14 protein-coding genes and 1 pseudogene are annotated in these 14,376 nt (G+C 53.7%); 10 read left to right on the top strand and 5 right to left on the bottom strand.

The window, feature by feature from the left end:
- Positions 1–2: 2 nt before the first annotated feature.
- A complete protein-coding gene (gene thiE, locus A0129_RS00820; RefSeq protein ID WP_291711512.1) occupies positions 3–707 on the bottom strand; it encodes a thiamine phosphate synthase in 705 nt (234 codons plus the stop codon).
- Entirely contained in the window at positions 688–1,509 is an 822-nt protein-coding gene (locus A0129_RS00815; RefSeq protein WP_291711510.1) for a hydroxymethylpyrimidine/phosphomethylpyrimidine kinase, read from the bottom strand. Before A0129_RS00815 ends, thiE begins: the two co-directional genes overlap by 20 nt.
- A 93-nt stretch (positions 1,510–1,602) precedes the next feature.
- On the opposite strand from A0129_RS00815, the gene A0129_RS00810 reads away from it, so the two are divergent.
- Both A0129_RS00810 and A0129_RS00805 read left to right on the top strand, forming a co-directional pair.
- Positions 1,603–1,767, top strand: a complete 165-nt coding sequence (locus tag A0129_RS00810) for a rubredoxin (RefSeq protein WP_008249735.1) — start codon at positions 1,603–1,605, stop codon at positions 1,765–1,767.
- A gap of 20 nt (positions 1,768–1,787) precedes the next feature.
- Positions 1,788–3,155 carry a hypothetical protein gene (locus A0129_RS00805; protein WP_291711508.1) on the top strand — a complete coding sequence of 456 codons (1,368 nt, stop codon included), beginning with the start codon at positions 1,788–1,790 and terminating at the stop codon, positions 3,153–3,155.
- Here A0129_RS00805 and arsS read toward each other — a convergent pair.
- Positions 3,119–4,075: an arsenosugar biosynthesis radical SAM (seleno)protein ArsS gene (gene arsS, locus A0129_RS00800; RefSeq protein ID WP_291711506.1), complete on the bottom strand. Its 957-nt coding sequence runs from the start codon at positions 4,073–4,075 to the stop codon at positions 3,119–3,121. The genes A0129_RS00805 and arsS overlap by 37 nt on opposite strands.
- 144 nt (positions 4,076–4,219) lie before the next feature.
- Here arsS and thiS point away from each other — a divergent pair, with 144 nt between their 5' ends.
- From thiS to nadB, 5 genes are all read left to right on the top strand, one after another.
- Positions 4,220–4,420 carry a sulfur carrier protein ThiS gene (thiS, locus tag A0129_RS00795; protein WP_291711648.1) on the top strand — a complete coding sequence of 67 codons (201 nt, stop codon included), beginning with the start codon at positions 4,220–4,222 and terminating at the stop codon, positions 4,418–4,420.
- 21 nt (positions 4,421–4,441) lie between these two features.
- Entirely contained in the window at positions 4,442–5,257 is an 816-nt protein-coding gene (locus A0129_RS00790; RefSeq protein ID WP_291711504.1) for a thiazole synthase, read from the top strand.
- Positions 5,254–5,958, top strand: a complete 705-nt coding sequence (trmB, locus tag A0129_RS00785) for a tRNA (guanosine(46)-N7)-methyltransferase TrmB (RefSeq protein ID WP_291711502.1) — start codon at positions 5,254–5,256, stop codon at positions 5,956–5,958. The genes A0129_RS00790 and trmB overlap by 4 nt, the downstream gene beginning before the upstream one ends.
- A 90-nt stretch (positions 5,959–6,048) precedes the next feature.
- Positions 6,049–8,052: a bifunctional diguanylate cyclase/phosphodiesterase gene (locus A0129_RS00780; RefSeq protein ID WP_291711500.1), complete on the top strand. Its 2,004-nt coding sequence runs from the start codon at positions 6,049–6,051 to the stop codon at positions 8,050–8,052.
- Positions 8,053–8,157: 105 nt separating this feature from the next.
- Positions 8,158–9,759: an L-aspartate oxidase gene (nadB, locus tag A0129_RS00775; protein WP_291711498.1), complete on the top strand. Its 1,602-nt coding sequence runs from the start codon at positions 8,158–8,160 to the stop codon at positions 9,757–9,759.
- 118 nt (positions 9,760–9,877) lie between these two features.
- Here the strand turns inward: nadB and nadC are convergent.
- Both nadC and nadA read right to left on the bottom strand, forming a co-directional pair.
- Positions 9,878–10,745, bottom strand: a pseudogene (gene nadC / locus A0129_RS00770) (carboxylating nicotinate-nucleotide diphosphorylase).
- The gene (gene nadA / locus A0129_RS00765; protein ID WP_291711646.1) at positions 10,742–11,878 is read right to left on the bottom strand and encodes a quinolinate synthase NadA; all 1,137 of its coding nucleotides are present in this window, start codon (positions 11,876–11,878) and stop codon (positions 10,742–10,744) included. Before nadA ends, nadC begins: the two are co-directional and overlap by 4 nt.
- A 224-nt stretch (positions 11,879–12,102) precedes the next feature.
- On the opposite strand from nadA, the gene A0129_RS00760 reads away from it, so the two are divergent.
- The 3 genes from A0129_RS00760 (at position 12,103) to A0129_RS00750 (ending at position 14,302) form a co-directional block, all read left to right on the top strand.
- Complete coding sequence (locus A0129_RS00760; protein WP_291711494.1) at positions 12,103–12,690, top strand: hypothetical protein; 588 nt, start codon at positions 12,103–12,105, stop codon at positions 12,688–12,690.
- A 96-nt stretch (positions 12,691–12,786) separates the two neighbouring features.
- On the top strand, positions 12,787–13,107 hold the full coding sequence (locus tag A0129_RS00755) for a hypothetical protein (RefSeq protein ID WP_291711492.1): 321 nt from the start codon (positions 12,787–12,789) through the stop codon (positions 13,105–13,107).
- A 40-nt stretch (positions 13,108–13,147) separates the two neighbouring features.
- Entirely contained in the window at positions 13,148–14,302 is a 1,155-nt protein-coding gene (locus A0129_RS00750) for a CsgG/HfaB family protein (RefSeq protein ID WP_291711490.1), read from the top strand.
- The last annotated feature ends 74 nt before the right edge of the window (positions 14,303–14,376 follow it).

The raw sequence follows: 14,376 nt of genomic DNA, 5'->3' as shown, positions 1-14,376 counted from the left end.
TCTCAGGACTCCGCTAAATTAACTGAACTACATCCATTCACGACATCCACCCACTGTTGCGCCACACTGCAAACCAGCCCAGCATTGGGTTCCATGCCAAACAAACCATTCACCACAGCCACTGCTTGTGCACCTGCTTTGATTAATTCAGGCACCCGCTCAATCGTAATGCCGCCAATCGCCACGCTGGGCACACCCAAGTTGCTGGCCCGGGCAAACAATTCAAGCTCGGCTCGCACCGCTTGCGGTTTGGTGCTGCTGGGATACATGGCTCCAAAGGCCACATAACTGGCGCCATCACGCACGGCTTGTTCGGCCAACTCAAACTGATTGTAACAAGAAGCACCCACCACCCATTTGCTGCCCAGCCTGCTTCGGGCCTGAGCAATGGCCTCATCGGTTCTACCCAAATGCACGCCAGCGACGACGCCACCCTCAAATTCTGAAAACTCTGCCGAGGACACGTCATTCAAAATCAGCGTCGCATCGTACTTTTGGCACAAGGCGTCCAATTGGGCCACAAACTCGATTAGCTCCGCTTGGTCCCAATTCTTTTGCCTGCACTGAAACAGGCGTATGCCGCCGTCCAACGCCGCGGCAACGCAATCCACGATCGCATCTGGAGTCCACACGGGCGAACGCTCTGGCGTAATGGCGTAAACACCCCTGATCAATCCGCCATCCACGCTATTGCACCGAGTCGCCATCGCCATCCTCTTCCAAGTATTGCATCAGGTGCATTCGGTCCGGAACCAACTGGCCTTTGCCCACTGCAAAACCACAACTCAGGGCTTGCCAGGTGTACTCCAGAGCCAATTCAACCGCCTCCTGAACGCTTAAACCCTGCCCAAGCCCCACTGCACAGGCACTGGCCAGAGTGCAACCCGAACCGTGATATTGCCCGGGGAGGCGTTCGCAAGGGAATTCAACCACTTTTTGTCCTGACACATACAGGCGATTCACCACATCGCCCGAATCAAGATGTTCGCCTTTCAACAGCACCGCCTTGCAGCCCATTTGCAACAAGCGCTCACCCGCCTCATCCACACTGTGTGCGCCGGTAAATGCCTGAGCTTCAGGCCAGTTGGGAGTCAACAAATCAACCAACGGGAATAGCTGGTTTCTGTAACTGTCAAACAAGGTCTGCCCGCCAAATGCGTCGCCCCGCCCAGAGGCCCGCACAGGGTCGACCACCAGCGGCACCGAGGGCCAGAGGCCTTTCACTCTCATCACTGCCGCCACAGCACCTTCGCTACCCAATACGCCGGTTTTGATCGCGCTTGGTGCAATGCCGTCGTCCAACAATGCGTTTAATTGATCATCAATCCAGTCACGAGTGCATGCGTCGAAGCGCACCACGCCCACCGTGTTCTGGGCAGTCAGCCCGGTGAGAATGGTCAAGGGATGTGCACCCAGCGCAGAAACAGTCAGTGCATCGGCTTGTAAACCCGCGCCAGCAGTGGGATCTGATGCCGAAAAGGTCAGCACCAAAGGTACAGTCAGTGTCATTCAAAACCCAAAAAAGACCGGCAACCTTTGTAGTCGGCTGCCAAACTCAGTATTATCCACCCGTTGCAATTTTTTTTCTGGAAGTAGCTCAGAATGAATACTTGGATTTGTTTGATTTGCGGTTGGGTATACGATGAAGCAGCGGGTGTACCTGATGAAGGTATTGCTCCAGGCACGAAATGGGAAGATGTTCCTCCCAACTGGGTATGCCCCGAATGCGGCGCTCGCAAAGAAGATTTTGAGATGACTCAAATCTAAAAACCAAAACCCATGGATCAATGACCGACCCCAAAGCCGACCCCGCCAAAGCGTTTGAAGACCACGCCCCAACGCCGGTCAGGCCCAAGTTTGTTCGGCAGTTGGGGCAGTTTTCAGCAGGCCTGCTCATTGCAGCCCTGTTTGTGTTCGCGGCCGGCCTGTTCGCCAAAAGTCAGTCGGACAGCATTCGCAATACCCAACTGGCCCAAATTAATCTGGTTGAAGGTCGCATTCAACAAGAATTGCTGGCCCTCAACAGCCCCGGGATTGAAAACGTCCAGCCTCAAGGCTTGAAAGCGTTGCTGGGTCTGGGGCAGCAAGTCAGCCAGCAAAACAATGGGGTACAGTGGTTTGGTCCCCTGCACAGTCAAAACCTGCAAGTGTTGCTGACTCAGAGCATTGAAGCACTCTCACGCCCGGTGGCGGGTGTCAATTCTGATCTGGACACCCAGCGTCAACTTGAAACCCAACTTCGCTTGGACACACTGCCCAAGCTTGCCCTGCTGAAAGCACACATTGCCCAGGCTACCAACGGTTATCTAGTGCTGCTGTTTGGACTGGCTGCCCTACTGGCTTCAATTGGTTTGGCCCTGGGCGTTCAATGGAACACCCATCGTAAAACACTTGCGCTGGGCCGCCGTGTGCAAATGTTAAGCCGCGCTTTGCATAGCCAACAGGAAAATGATCAAAAACGCGAGGGCGCCCATGCTGCACTTGAAGGTGTACTGAAAGCGCTAAACAGCAACCAGCAACTGGAGCACCGCGGCACCTTGCTGCAAATTGGCCAACAACTCGAAGAGCTCAACCAAAGTGGACGGGCTGTGTTGCAATTTGCAAGATCGTTCCACCAGCTGTCCACTCAAGGCACCCAGGTTGTTAAGTCAACGTTGAACAGCGAACATCGCAATGCCAAAGCGGAAAGCCATATGGAGATCATGCAAACCCAGCTTGAGGGTTTGCGTTCAGACATACGCAGCGCAGCACAAGGCTTGCGAAAGGCTGGAGAAGTGAGCCGACAGCTACTGGGCAGGCTGGATGCCTCGCAAATGGAGCTCACCCTGACAGAACCCGAGAACAGTCGGCAACTGCAGCAACTGGTCGAACAAAGCCAACAGGCCTTGAAAGAATCCATTGAAGGATTGGTGTTGGCCAGCCAGAAAATCAATGCAGGTCAACATGAATCGAACAAACTGGCCGAATACATGGCGGTGAATCAAACCGCTTGGTCCAACTTGCTTAGCCAGGTTGAACAAGTGGCAGAGTCGGCCTCTCAGGAATCCGAGAGCGCTTTGCGGCTCGCAAAACGCCTCATGGAGAAAAGCCAGCACATGGCATTGGCCACCCCTGACAATCAGGCAGCCAAAGCACCGCCACAACTGCTGCCCTGACCCGCCGTGCAACCATAACAGTGGTCGCCAACCACTACCTCAATTGAATCAAGCGCGGTTTGCGTCAAGTCGGCCAACGTCAATGCTCTGCCCTGAGAATCTCGCACGGGCCACCCCAATTGCTGATTGAAATCGCAATCGTACAGCTTGCCTTCATAATCAATCGAGACGAGACTTCGGCACATGACCGACTCAAGGTTACTTTCCCGGTAAGCGCCTTTCAAGGTATTCATGTAAGTCTCGAACGTGCCCTTACTGATCAGCGTGCTACCAAAACGGGCGATCGGCATGTTTGTAATTGTCACCAAGCCAGTGAAGCGAATGCCAAACTTGTCGAACAACACTGCTTTGTAATCCGCTTCCAGGGCTTGCTGGGGTGGCGGCAAGGAAGGACCTTGCGGGTTGAATACCAGGGTCAGGCGCAACTTCTCGCCATAGCCCAAGGCATTCAGTTTTTGCAAACCCGCAATGCTTGCATCGAATACGCCTTTGCCCCTTTGTTTGTCCACATTGTCTTCCAGGTAACAAGGCAAGGATGCAAAAATTTCCACCTCGTTTTCAGCGAGAAACCGGGCCAAATCCTCATATCCCGGCTCACTCAAAATGGTCAGGTTGCAGCGGTCAATCACATGCACTCCAGCATTGCGCGCAGCAAGTACCAAGCGCTTGAAGCGTGGGTTCATCTCGGGCGCACCGCCGGTCAAATCAAGCTTTTTCACCCAGCCTTGGTTCATCAAGGCAATGAGCTGGTCAATTTGCTCGTCTTGCATCAACTCGGTGCGATTGGGGCCGGCATTCACATGACAATGGGTACAGCTTTGATTGCACAGATAACCCAGGTTGACCTGAATGGTTTCAAGATTCAAGCGCTTCACGCTGGGGAAGGTGGTACTTTTCAACAAATGAACTACTGAGTGCATGTAGGCTCCGGTTTCTGTGCGCCGCTCGGTTATTTCGTTTTCAGATAATGAGAGAATCAAGACTTGCAAGCAAGATCGATCCGGTTTGATTATCGCGTTAATCGATAGTAACAAACTTACACAAGCTCATTCGCTCAAGCCATGATTCAAGTTACAGTCAACGGTGAAAATCGTGAAATGCCCGAAAACAGCACTGTGGCGCACCTTGTGGAAAGCCTCCAACTGAACGGCAAGCGCATCGCTGTCGAATTGAATGGCGAAATTGTGCCCAAAAGCCAGCATGCCAACACACCATTGAACCCTGGGGCCAGCCTGGAAATCGTGGTCGCTGTGGGCGGTGGTTAAACTATCAGGAGCAGTACCCCCATGAATACACAAATCGAGAAAAACAACGACACCTGGAAAGTGGGCAACCGCGAATTCACCAGCCGTTTGCTGGTGGGCACCGGCAAATATGCCAGCCTGGATGAAACCCGTGACGCAATCACCGAGAGCGGCGCGGAAATCGTCACTGTCGCGATTCGCCGCACCAACATTGGTCAAAACGCGGGCGAAGCGAGCCTGCTCGATTACATTCCTCCCAGCCAATTCACTTACCTCCCCAATTCAGCGGGTTGCTACACCGCCAAAGACGCCGTGCGCACCTTGCGCCTGGGCCGCGAACTGCTGGACGGTCACAACCTGTGCAAACTCGAAGTTCTGGGCGATCCCACCAACTTGTACCCCGACATGGAAGAGACATTGATTGCAGCCAAAGAACTGGTCGCCGATGGTTTTGACGTGATGGTGTACTGCTCCGACGATCCCATTTACGCCCGCAAACTCGAGGATGCTGGCTGTTTGGCCATCATGCCGTTGGCCTCGCTCATTGGTTCTGGCATGGGTATTTTGAACCCGTGGAACATCAACCTGATACTGGAAAAAGCACAGGTACCTGTGATTGTGGATGCCGGTGTTGGCACAGCCTCCGATGCTGCAATTGCCATGGAATTGGGTTGTGCTGGTGTATTGATGAACACCGCAATCGCCAAGGCACAGAACCCGGTGCAAATGGCACGTGCCATGCGTTTGGCCACACAGGCAGGTCGCGAGGCCTTTCTTGCAGGTAGAATGCCGAAAAAGTTTTACACAGCCAGTCCCTCTTCCCCTGTGGAGGGCGTTATTTCCTCCAGCTCAAAATGACAGACCAAACCCCCGACAATCCGTTTCGCGACCAGCACATCAAAAGTTTTGTGAAACGTCGGGGGCACATTTCACGCGCCCAGGAACGAGCAGTTGAAGAAGGCATGCCTAAGTGGGGCATCACTTACAGCTCGCAGTCGTCAATCGACTTCGACAGGCAATGGGGCACGCAAGGCCAGCCCAACTGGCTTGAAATCGGCTTTGGCATGGGCGAAACCACCGCCAAAATTGCCAAAGCACACCCGGAGGTGAACTATCTGGGTGTGGAAATTTATACAGCGGGTGTAGGCTCGCTGATCAAGAAGATCGAAGAAGAAGGCATCGAAAATATCCGGATCATTTCACACGATGTCGTGGACGTCCTTCGCGACATGATCCCCGATGCCAGCCTGGACAAAGTGCTTCTGTACTTTCCCGACCCTTGGCGTAAGGCCCGCCACCACAAACGGCGACTCATTCAACCCGAATTCGTGGCCAAACTGGCGAAAAAGATGAAACCTGGCGGGGTGCTGCACTGTGCCACCGACTGGGAAAATTATGCCCACCACATGCATGATGTTCTCAGCGTAGCGCCCGATTGGCAGAATGTGGCATCGACACCTTTTGTACCACGCCCCGATGATCGGCCGTTGACCAAGTTCGAAAATCGCGGATTGAAGCTTGGCCACGGCGTTTGGGACCTTCTCTACCGCGTGCGCTGATACGGCTCAAACAGACCTCCCCTCTTGCGGTATGCCGAGCCGTCTCTGAATTTGCTTTAATCAGGCTCAATCCCGCAAATTCAACACGGCATGCTTTCATCGCAAAAAATCGGGCTGTTGCGTGCACTCATTGCCAACAGCGGCATCATTTCGCTTCACTCACGCGCTTTACTGGTTTGCATTACCGCTTTGCTGGCACTGTCCCTGTGCATCTATGCCATTTTGAATAATCAGATCAGTGAGCAACTGGCTGAACGTATGGACCAACTGCTTACCGCAAAAGCACAGGCCATTGATCACACCGACCACTCGGGGCACGACCACACCCTGGCCATGACGCCGGTGTATTACCACTCTGGCGATCTGGAAGATGCGCAAGGCACCTTGCACTGGCCTAAAGATTGCGAACCTTCCCACCCCCCCTCGGCATCGAGAATTCATCGATTCAAGTGTGAAAACGGTGTACGCCTGCATGCACTCCAGGCAAGGCTGCCTCGCGAGCAGGCCACACACCAAACGATTACCTTGTGGGCCACGCACTCGACAAGCAGCACACCACTCAGCATGCGGGCCGAAGAGGCACTTGGCCTTGCTGTGCTGGTATTGCTGATCAGTACCTTGTGCAGCCGCTGGATCAGCCAGTCCATCACGCACCCCTTGGGGGAAATCACCACCAGCGCCCAACTTATGGCTGAAGGTAATTACGACTGGCGCCTTCCCGACAGCTCCATCCGCGAAATCAACCAATTGGCGTCCACATTCAACCGGATGGCAAAAAGTCTGCAAGAACGTGACAAGGTGATTCGTCGCACTGCCTACAAAGATCAATTGACCGGACTGGACAACCGCGCCTATTTGACGCTTGCCTTGCGAGAGCGCACACAATGCGCACGTGAACCATTGAGTATTTTGATTTGGGGCATCGATAACCTCGACAGCATTAACGAGGTACTTGGGCACGATGTTGCGGACAAGGTCTTGGTCAAAGTGGCACGCAAGGCCAGTCGCATTTGCCGTGAAAACCTCGTCATTGCCAGACTCGAAGGCAATATCTTCTGCATGCTAATGCCACGAAAACTGCTGGAAAGCATGCTGAAAAAACACACATTAAAGCGTATTTTACAGGGCTCACTGCGCGTACAAAACTATCAACTGGACATTCAAAGCCACGCTGGCCTTGCACATTATCCTGAACATGGCCAATGCCCTGAAACACTCATGCGCCGGGCAGAAATCGCACGCCAACTGGCCAAGAAAACACGCCAGACCAACATCGTTTTCGAGGCTCGGCTTGAACAGCGCTCAGCCAATCGCCTTGAACTGATTGCGCAACTGCGCAAAGCAATCATTGACAACGAGTTTTGCCTGTTTTTTCAACCCAAATTAAACCTGCGCACCAACAACATTAACCAGGCAGAAGTGTTGTTGCGCTGGAACCACCCTGTTCATGGCTTGATTGCACCAGGCGCCTTTATTGAACTTGCCGAGCAAACCGGCATGATCCGCGACATCACTCGCCTGGTGATCAAACAAACCTACGCCATCATCAATCTTTGTGCCAATCAAAACATCAGGCTGTCGCTCAACCTTTCGGCCATGGACCTCGAAGACTCCGGACTGATTGATTTCATGCACCACATGCATGAACAGCAACCGGAGGCCTCTCGCCACATCGTGCTGGAAATCACTGAAAGCGCCGCCATGCGGGATCCCGAACAGGCCTTGGACGCACTCAATCAACTGGCCGCCATGCATTTTCAGATCGCGGTGGACGACTTTGGCACTGGCTACTCCTCTCTGGCCTATCTGAAACGCTTCCCGGTCACCGAGTTGAAAATTGACCGCTCACTGGTGCAGGGCGCAGACCTGGACATGGATGGACAGATCATTCTTGAATCCACCATCGAAATGGGCCACATCATGGGCTTGCTGGTCACCACTGAAGGCGTGGAAACCCAGTCTGAATACGAATTGGTCAAAAAACTGGGGGCCGATTATGTCCAAGGCTTCTGGTTGTCCAAACCCATGCCGTTTGAGGAATTCAAACTGAAACACCTGGTGGGTAACCACGACCAGCTGGTTCAACACCTCTAAAGCGTTCAAATACCGCGTCAAATTTGGTTGTATTTGACCCGAGTCCCGTCTGCTTCGATATGATGTGGGCATGACAATTCACACATTCAAAGCATCACCGTGAAAATGAAACAGTTCGATGTCGCCATCATTGGCAGTGGTTTGGCTGGACTCACCACCGCCTTGCAATTGGCCGACAAACTCAAAGTGGCCATTGTTTGCAAACGCTCGGTTTCCGACTCGGCAAGCCGTTGGGCCCAAGGCGGCATTGCCGCGGTGCGCGACCCGGCTGATAGCGTGGCCGAACATGTGCAAGACACCCTGGTCGCCGGTGGTGGCCTGTGTGAACGGGATGCAGTGCAGTTCATTCTGGAAAATGCATCGAAATCGATTGACTGGCTGGTTGAACAGGGGGTGCCCTTCTCGCGCGAAGACGAAGAAGGCCCCAGCAACACCGAACCCAACGGATTCCACCTGACCCGGGAAGGCGGGCACAGCCGCAGGCGAATTCTGCATGTGGCCGATGCTACAGGCGACGCGGTACAAACCACGCTGGAAGCCAAAGCGCGCAACCACCCCAACATTCAATTGTTTGAGCACCACATGGTGATCGACCTGATCACCGGTGACCGGCTGAGCGAGAAAAAAGCCGGTATCCTGGGCGCCTATATTCTCGACGAGCAATCGCAACGCGTACTCACCCTGACCTGCCCGTACATCGTGCTCGCCTGCGGCGGGGCGGGCAAAGTGTACAACTACACCACCAACCCCGACACAGCCACAGGTGACGGCATCGCGATGGCCTGGCGGGCAGGCTGTCGAATTGCCAATATGGAGTTCATCCAGTTTCACCCCACCTGCCTGTACCATCCTTACGCCAAAAGCTTTTTGATTACCGAAGCAGTGCGAGGCGAAGGTGGTTTGCTGAAACTGCCCGATGGCACACGCTTCATGCCCGAGCACGACGAAAGGGCGGAACTTGCACCGCGCGATGTCGTGGCGCGCGCCATTGACTTTGAAATGAAAAAACGCGGCCTGGATTGCGTATACCTGGACATCAGTCACGAACCGGCAGAGAAACTGAAAAAACATTTCCCCACCATCTACAAACGCTGTCTCGAACTGGGTATCGACATCACCAAGCAAGGTATCCCTGTCGTGCCAGCAGCGCATTACACTTGCGGTGGCGTGGTGACCGATCACAACGCCCGCACTGACATTCCCGGGCTGTATGCCGTGGGCGAAACCGCCTACACCGGCCTGCACGGTGCCAATCGTCTGGCCAGCAACAGCTTGCTGGAGTGCGTAGTGCTGGGGCAAGCCGCCGCCAATCATATTTTGACCAAACCACACCGCGAAACCATGGGTTTGCCCGATTGGGATGAAAGCCGGGTTACCGATCCGGATGAGGAAGTGGTGATTTCCCACAACTGGGCTGAACTTCGCCAGACCATGTGGAACTACGTGGGTATTGTGAGAACCGACAAACGCTTGGAACGCGCCCAGCACCGTATCCAGTTGCTTCGTGAGGAGATTCTGGAGTTTTACAGCAACTTCCGTGTCAGCCGCGATTTGCTCGAATTACGCAACCTGGTGGATGTGGCCGATTTGATCGTAACAAGCGCACTAAGCCGCAAGGAAAGCCGTGGTCTGCATTTCAGCGCTGACTATCCGGGCACTCTGCCGAAGGCATTTCCCACTGTGCTACAACGACCGAAGAAGAAGTGAAAGCGGTTTTTATTGGCAACCCGGCGGGTATTCATGGCCCACCCTGAGCATGTTTATCTCCCCATCGGCGAATGTAGATGGCATGCTCGGCAGTGGACTAAAAAACAGCAATTCGCGCTTAGTCCAGAACTCGAAGCGAGAAGTCCACCGCCGTGATGTCTTTTGTTAACGACCCGATCGAAATTCGATCAACACCGGTCTCGGCAATGGCACGCACCGTGTGCTCATTTACTCCGCCCGAGGCCTCCAGAATGGCCCTGCCTTTGTTCACCTCAACGGCCACACGCATGGCTTCCAGTCCAAAGTTGTCCAGCAACACTGACTTGGCACCGGCCTGCAAGGCTTCTTCAAGCTGAACCAGACTTTCAACTTCGATTTGCACACTCACATGCGGCGCACCCAAAGCATCGGCATTGGCCAGAACCGGAGCAATTCCCCCTGCGGCAGCAATGTGGTTTTCCTTGATCAAAATACCGTCATACAACGCCAAACGCTGATTCAAACCGCCCCCTACACGCACTGCATACTTCTGCGCCAAACGCATACCCGGCAGGGTTTTTCGGGTATCCAGGATCGATGCCTTGGTACCCTCGATCAGGCGTACAAAATGGCGTGTTCGGGTAGCCACTGCGGAAAGCAGCTGCAAATAATTCATCGCAGATCGCTCGGCGGTCAACAGTGGACGGGCCAGGGCATCAATCTCACACACCACCGTGCCAGCCTGAACTTCATACCCTTCCGGCACTTGCCAACGCACCAAGGCATCCGGGCACAGTGCGTTAAACACACCGTTGAACCAGTCCTGTCCACACACCACCGCTTTGTCACGGCACAGTAGCTGCGCCCTGCATCGCTTGCCCTCTGGCACCAATAAACCGGTCCAGTCAGTATTGCCCATGTCCTCGGCAATGGCATCATGCACATTTTTTTAGCAAAGCCAGCTCAAGCGCGGGTCCAAACGATTGAAAGAGTTCTGAGCGGCTCATGCTGGACCCACTCCCTTGTGCGCCTGTTCCAGGCGACCCTGACCACGCGGCCCTGAAATACCATGTGTTTTCGCGAAATCCAGCATTCGGTCGATGCAGCGGTAAGCCTGTTGGCCCAGCGCGGCGTCCACATGCACCTCGCCCAGGCCAGTATCAAACCCGGTCTTCAATACATCGCGCAGGTTTTTCAAACCATTCATGGCCATCCAGGGGCAATGGGCGCAGCTTTTGCAAGTGGCTGAATTACCTGCGGTAGGCGCTTCAATCAAGGTTTTACCCGGTGCGAACTGACGCATTTTATGAAGAATGCCGTTGTCAGTGGCCACAATATAGGTATCCACACCCGGGGTTTGCGTGGCCTTGATCAGCTGAGTGGTCGAACCCACCACATCGGCCAATGCAACCACATCGGCGGGTGATTCCGGGTGCACCAACACCATGGCCTGCGGGTGCTGGGCTTTTAGCATCTTGAGTTCTTCGGCCTTGAATTCGTCATGTACCAGACAGGAGCCCTGCCACAGCAACATATCGGCGCCAGTCTGTTTTTGAATGTATTGCCCCAAATGCCGATCAGGTGCCCAAATCAGCTTTTTCCCCTGTGCATGCAAATGGCCCACGATGTCCAAGGCAATACTGGAAGTCACCATCCAGTCTGCGCGTGCTTTCACAGCCGCACTGGTGTTGGCATACACCACCACCGTGCGATCGGGGTGTTGATCACAAAACGAATTGAATTCTTCGGAGGGGCATCCCAGGTCCAGTGAACAAGTGGCATCCAGGTCTGGCATGAACACACGCTTCTCGGGGTTCAAAATCTTGCTGGTCTCCCCCATGAATCGCACGCCCGCCACCACCAGGTTCTGCTGCTTGCTCTCGCGCCCAAAACGCGCCATTTCCAGGGAATCAGAGACACAACCGCCAGTTTCTTCAGCCAGATCCTGCAACTCGGAATCCACATAATAATGCGCCACCAACACCGCATCACGGGCTTTTAGCAAAGCCTTGATCTCCGCCTTCAAGGCGGCCCTTTCATCGGGTCCGGGCTGCTGCGGAACACGAGCCCAAGCCTGGGACGGTTTACAACTGGTGGAGGGGCTGGCCTGTGAGGGCAAATCGAACTCTACGGGCTTGATGTCTACTTGATTCACGGAACACTCGGTAAGTGACAAGGAAAGCCAGCATTTTACTCCCTTGGCCCCAGAAAATCCCGGGAATCCAGAACGAAGGGCGATCTGAACTTTCGAGCGACCCCAGTCACTCAAGGGAAGCATTTTCATTAATGCGACAGCGCTCGTTGCCCAAATGCCCGAAGCACGTTGTCTTTTTAGCCCTCATCAATACTCTTGGAGCACTCCACATGTTGAAGCAATCCCTTAAATCCTTGTCCATTCTGGCTGCATTGTTGTCCATGCACTCAGTTGCGCTCGCCACCTGTCAAGGCAATGACTGCCAAGTTGAAGTCGATGCCAATGTTGAATTTGACAGCAGCTATTACCTCAGCCCAAACCACAACGGCATTTATATTCAAAGCAACACCGGCACCAATGCTGCAATCGTTGATCTGAAAAACGTGGTCATGCGCGACAACGGCGATATCACCGGTTCAGCCCAGGCTGTGGGCAACAACATTGCCATTTCTCTCAGTTCATCATCCAAAGTACCTGTTCGCCATGTGTCCCAAAGCAACTATGGCGATCAACTGGCGTCAGTCAACCTGTCCCAGCGCAGCACATCAAAAACCGGCGAAGTCCTTGTAGAAGCAGTTTCAATTGGCAACAACTTCAGCCTGAACCTCGACAACACCAGCCTGGCCGAATTGTCAGTGGCCCAATGCAATGTCAGCGACAACGTGGCCGTCGCAGAATATCGCTGGGATCCCACACGCCTGACCGCTTCTGCCACTGCAGTTGGCAACAACATTTCAATTGGCAGCGCACGTCCTTAATTGAACTTTTTTGCCTCGGGCGACAACTTACAGCCAATGGTCGCTCGGGGCAATTTCTCAACCTGCCCCGCCCGGAAACCTCTAGGAAAACATCGAATGAAAACAGTCAAGCTTTGTATAGCCACACTGGCCCTTGGGCTCAGCAGCGCAAATGCTCAAACCTTTGAAGGCAACGTCAGCTCATTCGAAACACCGTTCGGAATGCGCAGCGTGACTGACATTGACTCACCCGCCGGCACTCGCCGCGACGCGAATTTCAACCGCACCCAAGTTGACTCTCCAGGCTGGGGGTTCGCCGCCACCGCAATCGGCAACTTGATCAATGTACAAACCGACGGCAACAACAACACCGTTGTCATTAATGCCACACAAATCAACAATGGCGCTCAGAACGCCACGATTGATGGCGGCTTCTGATCCAAAGTCACTTACTGCTCTTGAATACAAAAGGCCCACTATGCTTCGCTATCCGCTTCGAAAATCTGCATTTATCTCGGTGCTTGCCGCATCGGCCAGTGCATGCACAACGCTGCCTTCCTTCAGCGAAGCGCAGTACGTGAGTCCCTTCGACGGAGCAAGCGTAGTGGAAAACACAACCCGCTACAGCCCGGCACTGGAATGCCTAAAGCCGCTGATAGGCGGGCGAGGTCCCAATGCAAAACGCTTTGCTGTTGGACGGGTCAGTGATTTCACGGGCAAAGAGGACCTGGTCAACGGAAAACGAATCACACAAGGCGCAGCGTTGATGGTGATTTCTGCGTTGGCAAAAACAGGAGTTCCTATGGTTGAGCGTTTCGACACCTCAATTGCCGACATGGAATTGAAATACGCTGACAACAAGCTGATCACTGACAACCCGGACAGCAAAGCACATCGACAAATTTTTTCGGGTTCGCTGCCAGGCTCTGACTATCACATCGTGGGGGGCATCACCGAAGTAAACTACAACATTCGCAGTGGCAGTCTGGAGTCATCCATTCGCTTCATCGGCGCCGCAGCTCGCTACTTTGTCATGAATGTGGCCGTTGATTTGCGTGTAGTGAATACCAAAACACTTGAAGTGGTGAACATACAAAGCCTTCAAAAACAGATTATTGGTACTGAATTGAATGGGGGTTACTTCCGCCTGTTCAGCGATGGCCTGGTCGATGTGAATGCCGCTGAACGAACGCAAGAGCCAATTCAAAAAGGTGTTCGAATGGTGATTGAACATGCGGTGTTCAATATGCTGACCGAGATGAACAATTTGTCAGCACAAAGCTGTGCAAGATTAAGCACAGCCAAACCCGGCGAATTGCGCAGCAATCAAGCCGCCATGAATACGCCAGCCAAACAGCGCAGCAACAATTCAATCGTGCTAACCCCTCCACCCGCTTCAACCTCGGCAGGGCAAGACCCCAGCATTGTGATCGACCCCTACACCGGAGAAATCATTCGCGAAGCAAGCATTGAGAACGCCTCCACCGCGTCATCACAAAGCGAGGTAACTGAGTTGAAAGGCTTGTTTGGCAGTGGCAGCAACGCGCAAAGTGCACCGCAGGAATCGACCAGCAACACCACCCGTGAAATGCAGGAAAAACTGCTGTGGGGCAGTCGCCCACAGATTCGATAAAACTGGGTAACAACGGTTGCGGAGTAAGCAACACGCAACGCACCAACAAAAAAGCCTCAAGTTTCCTTGAGGCT

Source organism: Limnobacter sp. CACIAM 66H1 (assembly GCF_001601825.1).
Lineage (GTDB): Bacteria > Pseudomonadota > Gammaproteobacteria > Burkholderiales > Burkholderiaceae_B > Limnobacter.
The sequence above is the reverse complement of the archived record's forward strand: the minus strand, read 5'-3'. Positions and strand labels throughout refer to the sequence as shown.

What these genes read in the sequence shown, in the direction of transcription:
- thiE (WP_291711512.1), bottom strand. Translation starts at nt 707, where the DNA reads ATGGCGACTCGGTGCAATAGCGTGGATGGCGGATTGATCAGGGGTGTT.
- A0129_RS00815 (WP_291711510.1), bottom strand. Translation starts at nt 1,509, where the DNA reads ATGACACTGACTGTACCTTTGGTGCTGACCTTTTCGGCATCAGATCCC.
- A0129_RS00810 (WP_008249735.1), top strand. Translation starts at nt 1,603, where the DNA reads ATGAATACTTGGATTTGTTTGATTTGCGGTTGGGTATACGATGAAGCA.
- A0129_RS00805 (WP_291711508.1), top strand. Translation starts at nt 1,788, where the DNA reads ATGACCGACCCCAAAGCCGACCCCGCCAAAGCGTTTGAAGACCACGCC.
- arsS (WP_291711506.1), bottom strand. Translation starts at nt 4,075, where the DNA reads ATGCACTCAGTAGTTCATTTGTTGAAAAGTACCACCTTCCCCAGCGTG.
- A0129_RS00790 (WP_291711504.1), top strand. Translation starts at nt 4,442, where the DNA reads ATGAATACACAAATCGAGAAAAACAACGACACCTGGAAAGTGGGCAAC.
- trmB (WP_291711502.1), top strand. Translation starts at nt 5,254, where the DNA reads ATGACAGACCAAACCCCCGACAATCCGTTTCGCGACCAGCACATCAAA.
- A0129_RS00780 (WP_291711500.1), top strand. Translation starts at nt 6,049, where the DNA reads ATGCTTTCATCGCAAAAAATCGGGCTGTTGCGTGCACTCATTGCCAAC.
- nadB (WP_291711498.1), top strand. Translation starts at nt 8,158, where the DNA reads ATGAAACAGTTCGATGTCGCCATCATTGGCAGTGGTTTGGCTGGACTC.
- A0129_RS00760 (WP_291711494.1), top strand. Translation starts at nt 12,103, where the DNA reads ATGTTGAAGCAATCCCTTAAATCCTTGTCCATTCTGGCTGCATTGTTG.
- A0129_RS00755 (WP_291711492.1), top strand. Translation starts at nt 12,787, where the DNA reads ATGAAAACAGTCAAGCTTTGTATAGCCACACTGGCCCTTGGGCTCAGC.
- A0129_RS00750 (WP_291711490.1), top strand. Translation starts at nt 13,148, where the DNA reads ATGCTTCGCTATCCGCTTCGAAAATCTGCATTTATCTCGGTGCTTGCC.